5 protein-coding genes are annotated in these 20,213 nt (G+C 32.5%); all 5 read left to right on the top strand.

The window, feature by feature from the left end; genetic code table 11:
- Positions 1 to 3 precede the first annotated feature (3 nt).
- The 5 genes from ACJJID_RS09025 to ACJJID_RS09005 all read left to right on the top strand — a co-directional run bounded on the left by ACJJID_RS09025 (position 4) and on the right by ACJJID_RS09005 (position 20,202).
- Positions 4 to 2,031: a TonB-dependent receptor gene (locus ACJJID_RS09025; protein ID WP_444922432.1), complete on the top strand. Its 2,028-nt coding sequence runs from the start codon at positions 4 to 6 to the stop codon at positions 2,029 to 2,031.
- 103 nt (positions 2,032 to 2,134) lie between these two features.
- Positions 2,135 to 2,722, top strand: a complete 588-nt coding sequence (locus ACJJID_RS09020; RefSeq protein ID WP_444922431.1) for a hypothetical protein — start codon at positions 2,135 to 2,137, stop codon at positions 2,720 to 2,722.
- Positions 2,723 to 3,323: 601 nt separating this feature from the next.
- Complete coding sequence (locus ACJJID_RS09015; RefSeq protein ID WP_444922430.1) at positions 3,324 to 10,688, top strand: amino acid adenylation domain-containing protein; 7,365 nt, start codon at positions 3,324 to 3,326, stop codon at positions 10,686 to 10,688.
- Positions 10,689 to 10,699: 11 nt separating this feature from the next.
- Positions 10,700 to 12,283: an MBL fold metallo-hydrolase gene (locus ACJJID_RS09010; protein WP_444922429.1), complete on the top strand. Its 1,584-nt coding sequence runs from the start codon at positions 10,700 to 10,702 to the stop codon at positions 12,281 to 12,283.
- A 5-nt stretch (positions 12,284 to 12,288) separates the two neighbouring features.
- Entirely contained in the window at positions 12,289 to 20,202 is a 7,914-nt protein-coding gene (locus ACJJID_RS09005; protein ID WP_444922428.1) for an amino acid adenylation domain-containing protein, read from the top strand.
- Positions 20,203 to 20,213: the final 11 nt, after the last annotated feature.

Below are 20,213 nucleotides of genomic sequence, written 5' to 3'. Positions count from 1 at the left end.
ACAATGAATATTCGAATATTCGCCAATCTTGCCATAGCTCTATTTCCTATGAATATAATAGCCGAAGAAATTTCACATATTATAGTTTATGGAGAAAGTATTGATGAGATAAATACAGGGGAATCAGTCACTCAAGGTATTATATTTAAAGAACAGTTAGATCTGAGACCCATTACGAGAACCGCAGAACTATTAGAATATACACCAGGTTTAGTTGCCACTCAGCATAGTAGTGAGGGTAAAGCAAATCAATATTATTTACGTGGATTCAATTTAGACCATGGAACCGATTTCTCAATTACTGTTGAAGGAATGCCGGTAAATATGCCTACTCATGCCCATGGTCACGGATATTCTGATATCAATTTTATTATCCCTGAAGTTATCGAATACCTCGAATTTAGAAAGGGTCCCTATTTTTCTGACATTGGAGATTTCTCTTTAGCCGGATCGGCAAGCTTTCACTATACTGATGAAATAGAAAGTCAAGTTAAAGTTGGTTTTGGAGAGGACAACTACCAAAGGATATTTTTTGGGGATACTTTATGGGGAGAGGCTGGAAAACTTTTAGTTGCAATGGATTATCAAAAGTATGATGGACCCTGGGAAATCAATCAAAATCTGGATAAGTTGAACCTCATCGCTAAATATACAATTAATAATGACTCGAACTCATTTTCAACAACGTTTATGTCTTATAAAGGTGATTGGCGGGCACCAGACCAAGTTCCAGAAAGAGCAGTAAAATCTGGGTTTATAAGTAGGTATGGGTCTATAGATAAATCCCTACATGGAAACAGTGAACGAAATTCAATTAGTTTCTCTGGATTTAATAAATTTAATATTTGGGATATATACTATTCGGCATATTTTACGAAGTATAAAATGGATCTTTTTTCAAACTTCACATATTTTTTGAACGACCCAATTGAAGGAGATCAGTTTGAGCAATTTGATGATAGGGACATTATGGGCCTGGATGTAAAACTCCATAATAAATTCCGTTTATTTGAAATAGATCAAAAAATAACCCTAGGATTTCAAAGTCGATTTGACGATATTAATGATATAGGTCTATATGCGGCTAAGCTAGGGAATAGATCTTCAACTATTAGAGAAGATAAAATTAATCAAGAGCAAAATTCAATTTTTCTATCTTGGAGTCAAGATTGGAGTGATGATCTAGTTACTACATTAGGTTTACGTTACGATTTGTATAATTTTAAAGTAAAATCAGATATGGATGCTAATAGTGGAAATACTGATGATGAAATTCTTAGTCCAAAACTAAGTGTAAGGTATCAAGTCAATGATTTCAATACAGTCTATTTCAACTATGGTATTGGATTTCATAGTAATGATGCTAGAGGGACTGTTATCTCATCCGATCCGGCAGACCCAAATATCTTGAGCCAACATGTTGATCCAATTGTTAAAGGAGAGAGCTGGGATATCGGATTAAAAAATGATTTTACTGAGAGATTAACATTTACCCTGTCATATTTTGAAATTTCGATCGATTCAGAACTTCTATATGTTGGCGACGCTGGTAATACAGAAGAGAACTTAGCATCTATTAGGAAAGGTGTTGAATTTAGTTCCGTATTTAGGCTTAACGATTATCTAAATTTAGATTACAACTACACACACACTGATGCCCAATTTGATATTGCGGTAGATAACAAAATACCAAATAGTATTAAGAATACCTCTTCCTTCGGTATAGTTTTGAGTGGGTGGGAAAACTTCTCTGGAGGACTTAGAGCACGCTACTTAGGCAGGACACCTTTAAACGAATCTGGCGAGGTATATTCAGACTCTAGCTTCATTTTAAATTTCGGATGTAATTATAAGGTTAATTCATCGCTAAATCTTGGATTAAATATTAATAACATATTAGATTCATCTGATAATGATATATCATACTTATACGAATCAAAATTAAAGAACGAGCAGAATCCCATAGAAGACATACATTATCATCCCGTAGAGCCAAGATCATTTAGATTTAACATTAATTATATTCTTTAAAAGAATAATACTTCGGATAATTTTAGGTAGTAAAGAAGGAATGATCCATGGTAGAAACTGAAAAATTATGGTTCTCAGATCAAATTAACACAGTATTCTATCCATGGATCACATAGTTAAAAAGCTTTTGTCAGGAATGTCCAATGTTAAGAGCTCACAACGAAAATTCATGATCGCGTTATTTAGCGTTCTGATGGTTTTTCAAGGAAAAGCGACATTCCTTAACATTAACATAGAGCGTTACAGTAGCTCCACGGAAATCGTTTTCTCCGCTGGTAACATCGCGAATTCAACTTTGCTCAGTTCAATACCGAATTGCTGTTATACCGATTTGAAGATGGATATGAACCAATTACCGCGATCGATACCAGCTTTATCGGAAAAATCTGACAGAAAGGTCACAGGACTTCACTTGTTTTTCAATGGCAGCGTAGGTGAATCCCTGTTAGGTCTGGAGATATCCATGATTTGTATATCAGAGCTCCAGTCAAATACAGCATCTAGGCTGGATACGTGTCAGGCAATCGATCAGAAAGACCGGTCAGGGATTGATTTACATGCTGAGTATGCAGACTGGTTTGTACCTAAACTGCACGAGCTAAAAACTTTTGGAAAATTGCGTGTGAATGCCGATCTTCTGTGGCTGAATACAGTGGTTCAAGTCGTCCCCGAAAGTATGCTGGCAAAGTGAACTATGAACAGGATTTGCAGTATTTTGAATGTTCGGCCAATGGATGATGGGATCTGTATGTACATTGAAGTAGTTAATTCAAAGCAACTGAATCACTGTATCCGTGTGGTGATTTTGCGACGAGAGAAGAATGACGAAGTCAGTCGAGTGCTATTGTTTTCGACTGACACCCAATTAGGTGCCATGAAGCTTGTAGGGTATCACAAGGCAAGGTTCCAGATTGAAGTTTCATTACGAGATGCCAAGCAATATACCGGGCTGACGCACTGCCAGTCCACCCGAAAATGCATAACAATGTTTCGTTGACTGCTTTGAACTTGCTAAAAATTAAAGACCGGAAGGTGAAGCGAACTAATTATTCAACAGTCATATCTATTGCTAGCTGGAAACACCGGAAGTTCAATCAACATTTTATGGCAAGGTTTTTTGACGAGTTAGGTTTGGGCCTGAAATGTGAAAAAATATCCCGAGTTTATCAACAGAACAGTGAATACAGGTTTATAGACGTGTGAAACTGTCCGAAGTATTGAAAAATATAATTAAGCATCCCCTTGAATACTTAATAACATTTCCAGAAAAAATAACAAGGTAATTTCGTTACATGGAAGATCTATCTCTCGCATATGCTCATTTACTATCTAGTAATCCAAGTATCTTTAATATAATTGCGCGTATAAATATTTCAAAAAAAATTGATGAAGTTAGATTTTCCAATTCGCTACTCTCTCTCATTAAAGCTCACCCAATATTAACATCCATTTTTTTCTTTGACTCAGAATCACGGCTTAAAAGAAAAGAAGTCGATCTTGCAATAGAAGATTATTTGAAAGTTGTGCAATATGATAGAAATTCGGGAAGTTTACAGAACATCCTTGAGTCTATAGAAGATATGGAGCTTAACCATAAATTTGATATATTTGAAGGCCCATTAATTAGAAATACTTTGATTCAGGGAAAAAATACAAGTTATTGGATTATTAATATCCATCATTCAATTTCAGACGGTTGGTCCGTATCTCAAATAATAAATAAGGTGGAAAACAATTACAGAGAAAATGTCAACCTTAAAAAGGCAATAACTAATAACTCTGGTTATTTAAACCTTGGAAATCAGTTCAACAACAGTAAAAAATTAAAATACGATAAAGAATTTTGGACACAAACTATAGAAGAAATTCAAAACAGAAAAACACAATTTCCTTGTAATAATTTGGGCAAAACCAACAGCCGAAGAATTAATTTCACATTAAGCCAGGATGAGAATAAAAAAATATATGATATATGTGAAGAACATAATATATCCATAAACGATTTCTTTTTTTCAATTCTTGTTCTTTTGTTGAAGCGGCAGTTTGATCAAAGTTCTATATCATTAAGCGTATCTGTTCTTAATCGTCCTAAAGCAATATTTAAAACAGCTATTGGTAAATATGTAAAATTTCTTCCTATCATAGTCAATGTAGAGGAAAGTATAACATTTAAAGAATTGTGTCTAAGAACAAAGCAAGCACATAGAAGAATATTTAGAAGCTCCAGATATCCAATATCGGAAATTCTAAGAAATTATGAAATATCCGAGTCGGAATTATGTCCCATTGCATTTAATTATCAGAACTCAAGTCATGGCGATAAATTTGATAATATAGATATGGATACCGAGTGGTTATTTAGTGGACTCGATGAGCATCAACTAACGGTAAATGTAAATAACTTTTCCGGACAAGGTATAAAAATAAATTTCGATTTTAATTCAAGTGTTTTTGAAGATATTGATAAAACCCTGCTCATAGAACGCTATAAAAACATAATTCATGCCATCATAAAAAATGGAATATTAACTACAAATGAATATTTATCAGAATTATGCAATAAAGATAAATCAGTATTTGATAAAATCGGTTTCTATAGACCGATAGAAACTAAAACTAATGGAGCCTTTCATCTTAATTCGCTATCGTATAACGAAACAAATACTGCAATTCAAGATTTAAGAGAAAATATTTCTTATAGAAAACTGAATAAACTTATATCTAATATAGCTATAAATTTATCAAACCATATAAAAAAAGATGGTCAACCTATTGGGGTCTACCTTCCTAATGGCTGGGAGTGGATTGCATGTATGTACGCTATATGGAAGAGCGGATGTGTGTATGTGCCGATTGATTTAGATACTCCGAAGGAACGCCTTTTTAGAATCACCTCAAATATCAACTTAGATATAATTATTACAAACGATAAAATTGAAAGAGTCACTCCGATTAAAACTATCAATGTTAATGATTTAATTAAAGATAGTAATTCACGTGTATCTAAAACGAAGCCATTTGATCCTAGTTCAGCCGCCTATCTATTGCACACGTCGGGAACTACAGGTGAACCAAAATGTGTCGAAATTTCACATCGTGCTATAAGTGAATACGTTTATAACTTTATACAAAACTTTAAAGTTGAAGTATCAGATAAAGTACTTCAACAATCTTCGATTTCATTCGATACAAGTCTAGAGGAGGTATTACCAACCATTTGTAGTGGAGCAACAGTTGTCCCTTGTAATAGATATGATCTATTGACGAAAGGTAGTTTTTCCAACTTTATAGATAAAAACGCAATAACCATAATAAGTTGCGCACCCTCTTTAATATCACTATTAAATGATGAATCAGAAATACCAAAATCATTAAGAACGATCATTTCAGGAGGAGACAAACTTATAGATAAAGATATAAACAATATCACTAGTAACAGTATTAAAATCTATAATACTTATGGACCAACTGAGACGACCATTTGTGCTACATATAAGAATATAACATCCAATATAACACTAGGAAAAAGCATTAATGGATATAAAGTTTTAATTGTAAATACCAATAATCAATTGATGGGGATAAGAACTGTAGGGGAAATTGCGATTTCTGGATTAGGCTTAGCTAATGGTTATCGGCATAAAAATAACACTACAAAGTCATGCTTTATTAATAATCCAATAACGATATCACACAATGATCGATTAATGTACAAAACCGGTGACTACGGGTACATCGATGAGTTTGGCGAACTGAATTTTCTTGGCCGCAAGGATAATCAAATTTCAAGAAATGGTTTTAGAATTGAGCTTGCAGAAATTGAAAATTGCGCGATGAAAAATAATTTGATTGCGAATTGCTATGTCTTATGGGATGAAGAGCAAGACGTAATCAGCTGTTACTTTAAAGGTAATCTAGGAGAGGAGGCACTATCTAATTATTTAGAATTAAATTTGCCCCACTATATGCGGCCTAACAAGATAGTAAAAGTCACCGATATCCCATTAAATGGTAACGGAAAAATTGACTATTCTGAATTAAAAAAAATAGAGCCTGCTGTAAAATTTACAAATGTAAATAATTATAAATTAACTAAAGTTGAGAAACAAACAATAAAAATATGGAAAAAAATAATCAATAGTAAAGACAAAATTAATAGAAACAGTGATTTCTATAGTTTAGGCGGAAATTCGCTACTAGCGATTAAGGTTTCACATGAATTTCAAAGTAAATTTCGCTGCAACATACCTATCCACGAAATAATTTCTAAAACAAAACTTTATGAACATGCCGACTTAATATCGAAATATATTAGAACAAATGAAAATCAGGGCGAACAGAATTCAATTAGCGGGTTACCAATTTCTAGAATACAGAAAATAATGCTGGAGAAATATGACGATGATTGTGAGAATTTAGATTACATTGTACCTTGTACCATTTCATGGGAAGGTGAATTATGTTTTGATACGTTGGCAAAAGCCATTTCTTATTTATGGCGACGACATATCATACTTAAATCAACATTTGACCTGGCGAGTTCACAACATAAGATTGTTGATGTATCCGAAATGGAAATTCTTGATTTCATTTCCTTCGAGGAATCAAATAATCTCGAATCAAGGATTAAATCGTTTCTAAGTGAAAAATTTTTATATAGGACATCGCCACCATGGAGAGTTTTGGTACTAAATAAAACTAACAATTCATATTCCATCATATTTTCATTCCATCATGCTTTAGTGGATGCTTGGTCCCTCGGAATTTTATATCGGGACTTCCTATATTTCTATAAGTTAATCGTCAGTGGTAAATTGCCACACATTGAAGAAGATCATAATTTTTTTAAATACATAAAAAATAAAAAAATATATACAGAAAGTGGGCTCTCACAAAAACAAAAAAATATCCTAATCGAAAATTATTCTGATTGGCCTGAAAATAGTTATTCTGACTCAAATATAAAACACAATAAAATTAACACCTATTTAAGGGTTAACAACGCGGAAATTGCTAGGATTAATGAATTTTGCCGGGGCATAAATATATCAAGCTTTATTTTTTTCCAATCATTAATTGCTTATTGTTTATGTAGTTGGAGGCAAACAAAAAGTTTAGTTATGGCTGTGCCCATAGCCAATAGAGAAGATATAGAATATTCTAACTCTGTTGGTTGCTTCACCAATACCATACTAAATAGGTTTGTGGTAGATTCAGAAACTAATTTTACTTCTTTTATTGATCAGGCACTTGTTCAAAGAAGTAAGATGTCTTGCTTTAATAATACAAGTATACAGGAATGCCTTAAATATTTATTATCATGCGATATTGATTTACCGGACCAACCAATTGATTTGATATTCTCATTTAACGATTTATATCTAGATAATACATGGATTAATAATAGCCGCATAAATGTCAGTTATAATAATCTTGCGACAACCGATTCCAGGCCAAGTGTTGTAGTAAATAGAGATAAATTCGGATTCCACTTCCAATGGAAGTCTGGTAATAAATATGCATTTGGGAATGATTTCAATCAGTTTTCAGAATATTTTAAGAAATGCATAAATCAAATAGCTTCAATCGGAAAAATAAAAGAGAACAATGTGTATGAAAAAGTTAAGCAGTTGGGTTGGCTTAATGACACCAATCATAAATTAGTACATATTAATAGTTGTTTTACTGAAACACTTAAAAAGTGCCCTAATAAATTAGCACTGGTACAAAAAAATATATTTGTTAATTTCACTGACCTAGATAAATTAGTGGAAAATTTATCAAATGGCCTACTTAAGCGAGGGATAAAAAAGGGCGATCTAGTAGCTATCAGTGTCGAAAAATCAGTAAACTTTATAGCAGCAATATTTGCTGCTTGGAGAATTGGTGTAGGCTATGTGCCTTTAGATCAATCGGTTCCATATGAACGTAAGATATATATAATTGACGATTCAAAAGTTAAATTATTAATTTATAACAAAATAGAAGATCACATTTACCCCATAGATAGTGTAGAAATTAATAGTTTAATTGATTCAGGTAAATCTTCTGAGATAAGGGATAAAATTTGTCAATTAAATGATCTCAACTCTCCGGCGTACATTATTTATACTTCTGGTTCAACCGGTAATCCCAAAGGAGTCTTGATAAAACATAAAAATCTGGCTAATTTTACTCTGGGAATGAAAAAGCAACTTAAAGATCTTAATTGTTGGCCCCTTAATAGCTGGATGCTTAATCACTCCTTATCATTTGACGCATCACTAAAAGGCTTAGTATGTCTTTCTTATGGAAGTTCGTTGGTTATACCTTCCATTAATAAAGAATCAGACCCCAAATACCTGATTGATCTAATTAAAAAATATAAAATAGATATTTACAATTCTATACCCGATCACTTGGATTTAATGTTGACTCATTTTGAGCATGAGAAAATATATATAAATATAATAAGTAGTGGAGATAAACTGCATCCAGCCGTATTAAATAAAATACTCAAGTATTGCAGCAAGTATAATAAGAAAGCGTTAAATGCATATGGTCCCACGGAAACATGCGTAAATGTAAGCTACTCAATTTTAGATAAGGAAAATGGTATTTCAGTCGGGACCCCTATTCAGAATACAGAGTTTTATATCGTTGACAATAATGGCAATATTCTACCTAATGGTGCTATAGGAGAATTATATATTGCATCTAAAAGCGTTGGAAAATATATTAATTTAGTTTCAACATCTAAAAATGGAGCAATGTTATTCGGCACGGGAGACAGAGCTAGATTTGATAGAAATGGTAACCTTTGTATTATTGGAAGAACTGATCATCAAATAAAACATAAAGGATACAGAGTAGAACTTGGTGAAATTGAAGAGCATTTAAATTCAATCAAAGATGTGGCTAGATGTGCTGTCATTTACGAGCAAGAAATATACGCATTTATCGAGTTAGCCAGTGGAGCAGCCCTTGATTGGCTAACCATAAAAAAAATAATTGAAAAAAATATTCCGGATTATATGCTCCCGAAAAATGCATATTTTCTTTCTAAATTACCACAAAACTCTTCAGGGAAAATATGTAGATCTGAATTATCAAAAATTCTTGCCTCTCTAACAAAAAGGGATAAAGTTCCAAATTGGCTGGAAGAAATAATTGGGGTTGACAATATTAACTTAAATAAATCTTTCATCGAACATGGAGGAGACTCAATAAAGGCGCTAAAAATAATTAACCGTGCCACCAAGGAAATAAGAAAAGAAATAAGATTTGAGGATTTGCTAAGTGGAAAGTCACTGAGGGATATATTAAACAATTCATCCGAATTTAAAATAGCTGACAGTTTGATAAAATCTAAATTTTGTTCACCAGAACAAACAACAATATGGTTTGCAAACCAACTTGAACGATATAAATATGCTTTTAATATGCCAGCTATTTTTTTAATAAATGGGCATTTCGATATTGATAGATACATGGCATCATTTAAAAAATTGGTTATGACCTATGATGTATTAAGAAGCTATTTCATAAGAAATGGGAACAATATAATACAAAAAGTTCAACCCGCAGAAAAACATAAATTAAATTTACAGTTTTTTAAAGAACCAAAAAATTTTAGAGATATTGAATCTATCACTAGGCTCTCTAGTAAAAAAAATATTAGTCTTGAAGAGTGCCCACTTTACAGTCATGAGATCCACGTTACTGATGACAATGAATATGTACTTTATTTTAATATTCACCATATTCTGGTCGATGCTACGTCTCTAAGAATACTATTAAATAAATTATTTAAATGTTATATAGAATCAAAAGATAAGAAAGTTTCAAATTCATTTAACACTGTTAAAAATTTAGTTAGAAGTAACCATCCAGAGAGAGTTGATTACAGAAATTATTTGAATCATTTTACGTCCCCAAAAAATTGTATTTCTACATTAGCCCACTCATCAAATGGATCGGAAGAATTTGTCATATCGAAAGTAAATTGTGAAACAGGTATTGAAGAATCAATAAAGAAACTTTGTCATGAGTTTTCAATAACAGAATTTGTATTTTTCATGACAGTATATTCTGTGTTACTAGGAAAATATGGAGGTAATAGTGATGTAATAATTGTATCTCCATTTGAAGATAGGAGATATATAGAAAATCAAGAAGCGGTTGGTATGTTCATAAAGACAATTGCATTCAGAATCAATTGGCTTAGTAACGATTGCCTATCAGATATTTTAGAAAGAACAAAAGAAAGTTTTGAAAGAACGATAAGTTCCGGCCCAATTAGTGTTGCCGATTTGAAAAATATAAACAATAAAAAACCTATTCCGGAATTACAGTTAGGTTTAACCTACCATCAAGTTAAGGAAGATTATAATTTCATCCTAAATAATCTTAATATAATTTCCCTTCCTACCAGCTCTGTTTCGGCAAAATCCCAACTGTGGCTACATATTCGACCAAATGGAGATGGATATACATTTGAAGTTGAATCTGACGGTAGTGCACTTGACAAAAGTAGCCTGAATGTTTTTTTAAGCCACTTTACAAAACTTACATCTCTATTTTTAGAAAAACCTGAAACTAAATTTGAAGAAATCGACTTCGAAAAACCTTCAGATACAAAAATAACGAAAAAAATTTCTTTTGAATTAAATTTTTAAGAGTTAAAACCATGAAGAATAAACTTTACTTAAAACCAAATGTACAAATAGAACCATTGATCAATAATTGGCATGCACATTTATATTTAATGGCACCATTATCCGCGTCGTGTTTTTTGCAAAAACAATTGAATATAATGCGCTCATTTGTAAAAATGCCACAAGCGCATTTAGCAGCATTACAAAATCCCAATATGATTGGCGGTGAATTTATAGACTACCCTCTTGAGAAGGTTTCCGATATTGAATTGCTAATCAGTAATATTACCAGTGACAATTTTGAACTAATCTCTCTGTATGAATCTTTATCAGATCTGATAAAGCGGATATCAACTAAACAAGACAAAAAAGGTCTCGAGGAACTTTATTTAGAAATACCTGAATTACTTAAAGGGTTTATAGAATTAACATACGATATACATCATCAATTATCATTTAGACCGCTGGAACCCTTATTATATTCAAGCGATTTTTATAAATTAAACACCCAAAAACTCTGTTTAAGTAATGTTACTAGTGAAGAGCGAGCATTCATTTTCGGGACGCCTCGCATTCAGATGAGTGATAATTTAATACTTGATGTTCCGCTAAATGATTATAGAGTGGACTATATTTCTAAGCTTAGATATATACCTGCTGATATAAATGAGATCGTAAAAACTTTATGCTTGAGTGAGGACAAGTTAGATAAATTTATGGGATTCTTGACTGAGAAGTGTCCAAGGAGACCTGATGAGTTTACAGGTAAGGGGGTGAGAATTAGATACTTTGGCCATGCCTGTGTTTTAGTCGAGAGCATGGACACTAGCATTTTAATAGACCCACTAGTGTGTTATGAATATGATGATAGTGGAACTCGATTTTCATTTGCGGATTTGCCAAACGAAATTGACTATGTCGTCATTACACATGGACATCATGATCATTTTGTAGTAGAGCAATTAATTCAGTTACGACATAAAATTAAGAACATTATCGTTCCAGCTAGTAATGGGAGTCTACAAGATCCATCCTTAAAGCATGCATGTTCCGTCCTAGGGTTTAAAAATGTCTATTCATTAGAAGAGTTGGATCATATAGATATTCCATCAGGTCGAATTACAGCAATGCCTTTCTTTGGGGAACATTGTGATTTGGATATTAAGGGAAAGCTGACTTACCATCTTTCTTTGAAAGACCATTCCATGGTTTTCATTGCAGACTCGAATAATCTCTCACCTAAGAGTTATAAAATTGTAGCTAATAAATTAGGACCTGTTGACATTGTATTTATTTCCCAAGAATGTACGGGAGCACCTATGTCTTGGGCTTATGGAGCACTTTTTGTAGATGGCCTTGATAGAGAGATTAGTAGATCCAGAAGATCTTATGGTCCAGATTCTAATGCAGCTTTTAATATCGTTGAGGCGTTTTCGGCAAATCAAGTCTATCTATACGCAATGGGTGCAGAGAGATGGTTGAATTATCTTATGGCATTAAAGGAGTCCCATGCTGAAAACACTAGGAACGAAATTGATAAGGTTCTCACAGTAAGTAAGGAAAAAAACATTACAGCCGAAATGCTTTATGAAAGAAAAGAAATAATACTGGAGTGATGCAGATGAACATACTTATTGATAAGGTTAAATTTTCTGGACCTGCATATCAAGAACATCGTGATTTTTGGTGTAATCGGCTTAATCTACTAAAGACAAAAACTAACCTTGAGTCCGCTCGAAATATGGCGGAGAATAACATAAAAAATATAAGATACGAGTTTTCTAAATCTTCTAAAGATCATCTGGCTCATCTTTCTAATGATGGCCTTATGCAGAAGTATATTATACTGAGTGCATTGTTTTCATATACGATAAGCTATTTGTTTTCGAGAGAAACTCTTGCCCTCAAGTCACCAAGGTTAAAAGATGATACGGAAAATCATTTTGTTGAAGATATTCTATATATATTTGAACCAAGAAGGGAATCAATTAGAACCTTATTAAAAGAAACCAAAGAAGTAATTAAAGATACGATAAATTATTCAAATTTTCCATATTCGTTTTTTGATGAAAGTTCAAACATAACAAATATCGGATTTCGAATTAATGAATTACATGAATCACAATATAAATCCAAAATTGAAAATTCAATTCTGTTTAACAGCAATTTAAATACATTTGAAGTTGAATTTGGCGATCAGCACGATTCTGTTTATAGGTATATATTTAAAACGATTGACAGAATATTAAGTTCAGGTCGTGATCTAGATCAACCAATTATTAATTGTGTAATTCCTCCTGATAATAACTGGCTTTCAGTTCCGGAATTTAAAAATGGAAATAATGATTCTAATTATGATTTAACTATTGTTGATGCCTTAAAAACGATTTGTTCGGAATACGGAAACAAAGTAGCTGCGGTTCACCAAAATGAAAATTTAACCTATGATGATTTGGATAAATTCTCAACGTATTTGGCTTCGATATTTCATGAGCGCTTTAACATTAATACAGGAGACAGAGTAGCAATCATTGTTGAGCGTTCTAATCTAATGCTTGTTGCTATGCTTGCAATACTTAAATCTGGTGCATCATTTATTCCACTTTCCCCTGAGTGGCCCCAAAAAAGGTTAAAGAAAATAATTGATAGTAGTAATTGTAAATTATCCATTATTAATTCTGATCTTATGGTCGCAGCATCGGATTTGAATACTCAATTTTATATATTGGATTTAGAATTTGATAATATTATACCTTCCGGAGATTTTTATACGTCAGTAGACCCAGACGATATTGCCTACATTATGTTTACTTCGGGGTCAACCGGTGAGCCGAAAGGTGTGGAAATAACCCATCGTGCAATAATGAATACTCTTCGATGGAGAAAAAATTTTTATAAAATTACCCCTGATGATATAAATCTACAGTTCCCTTCACCATATTTTGACAGCTCTATTGTAGATATTTGGAGTTTTTTGATCAGTGGGTCAAAGCTTATTTTGCCACTCGAGCACAAACGCCTCGATGGTAAATACCTATCATCAATTTTTAATTTATATCAAATAACAAGAATGATGATGGTTCCTTCTATTTACATGGCCTTAACGGAAAGCCATCCCAAGATATTTCGAGGGCTGGTGTCAATAACCCTAGCTGGTGAGTCCGTAGGTGTTGCACATGTATCTAGGCACTTTGAACTATACCCGGATTCAATTCTGATAAACGAATATGGACCAACCGAAAATTCTGTATGTTCAACTGCTAAAGTAATGGGGAAGCATGAAGCAATATCAATTGGTAAACCTATCGACAATACATATTCATTCATTGTTAATAAGTTTCTAGAGCCACTACCCCCTTATTTCTCTGGCGAGATTTTGGTTGGCGGTGCAGGGTTAGCTCTTGGATATGTTGATGATCATCAATTAACATCAGAAAAGTTCATTTATAGTCCATGGTCTCGTAGCCAAATATATAGAACTGGTGATAAAGGTATTTTATTAGAACATGGAGAAATTCAATTCTTAGGCAGAATAGATTCTGATGAAGTTAAAATAAGTGGAGTGAGAATTAGTTTAGCTGAAATCGAAAATACTCTGAGAGGTTTGGATGATGTCTTTCAGGCCATTGCTTGGATAAATGATGAAGGAAGTTTGCTCTGTGCGTTATGTTCCAAGCTCTCAAAGGAAAATATTGATAAGGAATTGAGGCTTGTCCTACCTCTTTATCTTATACCAAAGGACATTGTAATATTCGATAAATTTATTCTTAATGTTAATGGTAAAGTTGATCGAGGGAAAACAATTCTAGAGGCCGAGAAAAAATTAATTTCTAAAGAGCAGCCTAAACTACTTCCGACAAATTATACTCAGAAAGTCCTAGCTTCAATTTGGAAAGAAGTTTTAGAATTAGAAGACATAGGTATAGGAGACAACTTTTTTAATTTAGGTGGTGATTCGATCAAATCTATACAAATATTGGCTAGTATAGAAAAGAATACGAATATATCAATAACTCCATCTGAACTATATAGCAATCCGACTATACTTGGAATATTCAACCTTATAGAAAAGAAAAAATATGAGGTAGATAATAGTCATGTAGAGTGTAAATATGAGAAGGAAATTAAATTATTTAATGAAAAATATAAAGACGATAGTTATGAATATGTTTACCCTATTAGTGATATAGTGGGGGGAATGATTTTCCACTCCGAAATTGATGAAAATGAATATACTTATCATGATCAAAGTTATTTCTACACTAAGAATATTTCATTAGATAAATCGACCGTTGAAAATTGCCTGAAAGCTTTAATTTTAAAACACCAAACATTGCGTTCTGGTTTCAATTTCAGTAGAGATGATGCTTTCCATTTCGTACTGCATAATATCGAAGTACCCTTGATATGGCGTGATTTGTCCGGTATTAGAAATGATACTTATGACCAAATTATTAAAGATCTTCTTTTAGAAGATCGAAAAAACAAGTTTATAACATCATGCCCCCCTTTATGGAGAATGTATATTCTTAAGCTTGAAGAGGATAGGTTCTGTATTGTGTTTAGCTTACACCATGCAATAATGGATGGGTGGAGTAGTGCACTTTTTTGGAACGAATTTTTTGATTTGTATCTTAATAATAGCAAAAATATACAATACCCAATTTCAGATACGAAATGTAGATATAAAGACTTTTTGGTTGAGCAATTTTATATTGAGAACAATAGTTCGTATCTAGATTTTTGGTCGACTGAACTTAGTGGTATAAATGATTTTAGTTTCAATAAAAAATCAATGGCTGTACCAGCTATAACTCAGAGGGAAGTCGAGTTTAATCTCAATAAGCATCTATTTGAATCTATATCGGATTTTTCAAAAAGTAATGGAATTCCGGAAAAGAATGTTTATTTATTTTGCTTTAAAGAGGCAATCTCTCGATTTTCCTTCGAACAGGATTTTGCCATAGGACTTATCCAGAATTTACGTCCACTAAAAGAAGGCGGGGAAAGATTACTCGGGTGTTTTTTAAATACAGTTCCAGTTAGATTTAGAACTAATTATGATGATTCATTATTAAAAAATTTAACTAAGTTAACCAACAAAATTAATGATTTGTTATATTTCGGAAGACTTCCCTACAATAAAATAAAGAAAATCGTTAACTCTTCAGTTGATACTAGTCTAGACATAATTAATTCTGTATTTGTTTATTTAGATTTTCATGTTTTAAAAGAACATGCTTTTGAAAAATATATTGACCGCTCCAAATCAATAGCAGGCCACGATAAATCTAATACCTACTTAGATATGATTGTTAACGTAAGTTCAAAAACTCCTACTATTAAAATAAAATATAACCCTATATATATTAACGATCATCATATCCATGAATTAAAACGTATTTTTATTGATTTACTAAAGGCAATAAAAACCGAAAATGAATTTAAATTAGTAGACCTCATGCCGAATGTGGATTGGCAATTGAATGCTAGCCCATACCAAAAGATTAAGGAGAAAGTAACAGTTTCCATTGAGAGAAACGCTGTCCAATTTTCTGACTCTATTGCTTTATTCACTGAAGATAATAATAAAATTAGCTATAGATATTTATGGTACTGTGTAACAAACCTAGCTAAAGAACTAAAGGAATTTGGGGTTGTAAAAGGGAGCCGAGTTGCAATTTCTTTGCAAAAAAATAGTGACTTTGTTATTACTGCTTTAGCTATTTTACACCTTGATGCGACTTTTGTTCCATTAGATGTTTCATTGCCCGAACAGAGAAAACTTATTATCTTAGATATTGCTCAAATTGAAGTAGTTGTAACTGATGGAAATTTATATCAATTTGAGCATCTTAAAATCAATATACAGAAAATTAATAATAGTAGGTACAAGGAAAACCAAAATTTTAGTATAAACAATACTAATCCAGCTTATATTATTTTCACTTCAGGATCGACTGGTGTACCTAAGGGTGTTTCTATAGGCCATTTAGGTTTGTCTAATTTATGTGAGAATTATATACATGAATTTCAGCTTAAACCAGGGCAGCATTGTCTACAATATGCATCAATTTCTTTTGATGCATCTATCTCAGAGATATTTCCATGCTTGGTGGCTGGTAGTACATTATGCTTTATTGATACTAAAATTAGGATTAATCCTGACCTCCTTCTTCAGAGAATAAATTACTTAAATGTTTCATTTGCGATATTACCTCCTGAGATTGCTACCAATTTAGACTTCAATTTAATAAAAAGTTTAAAGACATTGGTTACAGCTGGCAGTAAACCAAAAATAAGTGACGTAAATAAATGGATATCAATACTAAATTATGTAAATGCTTATGGTCCAACGGAGTCAACAGTATGTACAAGTATTTACAAACCGGAAAATAAGCTTGAGCCTGATAGCCATGTTCCAATTGGAAAACCCATAAATGGTCTTTCTGTTAGCATTCTTGATTCCGAGAATAGGCCTCTCGCTAAAGGAGTAGTTGGTGAGATTGTCATTACTGGTATGGGGGTCGCCCTTGGCTACATTAATAGTGAGGAACAAAATGTCCATTCATTTGTAGAAGTCTCTCATTTACAGGGTGTTCGTGCATATAAAACTGGTGATTTTGGTTATATAAATGATGATAATAATTTAGTTTATCTAAAAAGGATTGATAGGCAAATTAAAAGAAATGGCGTTCGTATTGAAACCCAAGAAATAGATTCTATCATTTCTAAACTTCCTTATGTTAAGGGTTCACTAACTATTTTTAAAAACAGTCTCATCTCTTTTGTTGTTGTAGATGATTATAAATTCAGTATTGATCGGGCATCAGAAATTAAGGAATATCTAAGGGGAATCTTGCCAAATGTCCTACTTCCAGATCAAATCCAATTAGTTTCAGAATTTCCCTTAAATATTAACGGGAAAATTGATATTGAAAAGTTGACTTTAATCGAACCGAATCTAAGAAGAGAAACTAGTGATCTTCCGAAGTCGTTTAATGACACACTCGTTGAAATTCTTGGACACAAAAATTTTCTTTCTCATCAGTCGTTTTTTGAAGTTGGGGGGGACTCAATTAGAGCACTTCGACTCACAAGGGCAATTAATAGGCTAAATGGATATGTCTGTAATGTATCTATGATTTATGAATCGAGATCTATTTATGATCTAAATCTTATGTGCCTTTCTGGTCACTCCAATATAACTTCATCTGATAAAGTTGTTAAAAATACTTCCACTTATTACCCCATATCGAGTAGTCAAAAACGATTTATTGCAATGCATATGTACGATGCTGATAGCACGTACTGCCATATGGAAGGCATTTTATCAATTGAGGGTGATCTTGATGTCGATAGATTATATAATTCAGTTGAAAAATTATTTCTGCTTCATCCTTCACTCTCCACTAAATTTAAGTGGGTTAGTGATCAATTAAACCAAGAATTTTTTACTGCTGATAAAACCTATCCAGTACTTGTTTGTTTGGGTGATCAATTTGATAATAAGGAATCTGCTATTCAAAGGTTGTTGGAATACAATTCTAGACCGTTTGATATATTTTCTGATTGGTTAGTCCGATTTAGTTATGCAGCCTACGATTCTAATCGTTTTCTATTAAATATATGTATACATCATACCATCGCTGATGGCTGGTCAATCGAATTATTACAAAAGGATCTGTGGAATATTTATGATAGTAATAGAGATGTCTCAGAAAATATCAATGGAATAAATTATGGCGACTATTCTATATGGCAAAATTTCTGGCTAGATAGTCCTGAAGCAGAAAAGGCTAAATTGTTTTGGAAAGACCAAATATCTGATGTCAATATAACTTCCCGGTTACCTTATTGCTTTGAAACTAATCAGGAAAATGGTTCACCATATCGTATAGATTTTCTTTTAGAGAAAGAAAATTACAATCAACTTTTAAGTTTAAATTCCTCTTTAACCGGATTTGAGCTTAGTTATGTTATTTTCAGTTCCTGGCTTTGCAAAATTTTAGAAACTGAAGAAGTTAATATTTTTACTACTGTTTCAGGTCGTGAAAATACCCAGCTTCATGATTTAGTTGGAGTATTTATAAATACTGTATTTCTTAAGACAAAAATCAACAAGTCAGAGAATTTTATTGAACTATCCAGCCAGTTACAGCGAGAATTAAAATTAATTAGACCTTTTCAGGAATATCCTTTTGATTTGGTTAAAGATCTATTCAAGAAGCAGGGTATAGAAGATCCAGTAAAAATTGGATTAACATGGATTGATAAAAGTGAAAGAAGTTTTGAGATTGATGATTTCATAATAAGCCCTGTAAAACTCAACAATAAAACTGCCAAATCTGACTTATGGTTATATTGTAGTTCATCAAATGAAACTATTAATTTTTGCCTTGAATTTGACAGTAATAAATACTCAATTGAGGCCATCAACCTATGGCAAGAAAGTTTTAAAAAATTCATAATTGATATATCTACCCCATCTAAACATACTATAGAAATTAATTCTTTAGAAAGACCTCCTCTTAAGAAGAGAAAAAAATCAACGAGGAGAACACCGAAAATATTCACTGAATTTTTTTCAGATAATCAAACATTACCACTAGTTGTAAAACCTACAATACGTGGAATGTCTCTTTCTTCATGGTTATCTTCTGAGAGAGATACAGTTGACGATTATTTGAATCAATATGGCGCGATACTATTTCGTGATTTCAATATAGATAATCCTGGCTCAATGCAAGATGTAATTAGTGCCATGGGAACTAATGCAGCTAAATATATCAATAGATCCACCCCTCGATCAGAAGTAAATAATTCTATATATACAAGCACCGAGTATCCTGCATCAGAAAAAATAGTTCAACACCATGAAAATGCATATTCTAAAAATTGGCCTCGCCTATTATGGTTTTGTTGCACTGATGATCGATTTAAAGACGGTCAGACACCACTAGCTGACGGTTTCAAAGTTTTCAATAAGATACCTAATATTTTAATTAAGGAATTCATGCAAAAGGGTATTCAATATATACGTAATTATAGTGATTTTTTGGATTTAAGGTGGCAAGAGGTTTTCCAAACTTCTGACCCTAAAGTTGTTGAAGAATTTTGTTCAAATAACGATATAGATTATTATTGGAAGGAAAGTGGGAATCTTCAAACTAGACATAGTTCACAAGTAGTTTTAAAACACCCTAACTCTAATAATAATATTTGGTTTAACCAAATCCATTTATTTCATAATTCCAATTTAAAAAAATCTATCCAAAGCGATATTCCATTATTCGATGAAAATACCTTCCCGAGAAACGTCATCTTTGGCGATGGTGATTTAATACCAGATGAATATATTAACACACTTCATGATATATATTCATCAGAAGAAAATACATTCAATTGGAAAATTGGTGATTTACTTTTGGTAGATAACTTGAGGATTACTCATGGTCGAATGCCTTTTACGGGAAAAAGAAAAATCCTAGTTGCTATGAGTGAAATTCTTACCTCTGATATTTTAAGTAATTAAATTAAGGTGTG

The organism is Microbulbifer sp. CnH-101-G (assembly GCF_052466775.1).
Note: the sequence above shows the minus strand (reverse complement) of the source record. Positions and strands in the feature narration are given on the sequence as shown.

Coding starts and splice junctions, on each gene's coding strand:
- ACJJID_RS09005 (WP_444922428.1), top strand. CDS start 12,289: ATGAACATACTTATTGATAAGGTTAAATTTTCTGGACCTGCATATCAA.
- ACJJID_RS09015 (WP_444922430.1), top strand. CDS start 3,324: ATGGAAGATCTATCTCTCGCATATGCTCATTTACTATCTAGTAATCCA.
- ACJJID_RS09025 (WP_444922432.1), top strand. CDS start 4: ATGAATATTCGAATATTCGCCAATCTTGCCATAGCTCTATTTCCTATG.
- ACJJID_RS09020 (WP_444922431.1), top strand. CDS start 2,135: ATGGATCACATAGTTAAAAAGCTTTTGTCAGGAATGTCCAATGTTAAG.
- ACJJID_RS09010 (WP_444922429.1), top strand. CDS start 10,700: ATGAAGAATAAACTTTACTTAAAACCAAATGTACAAATAGAACCATTG.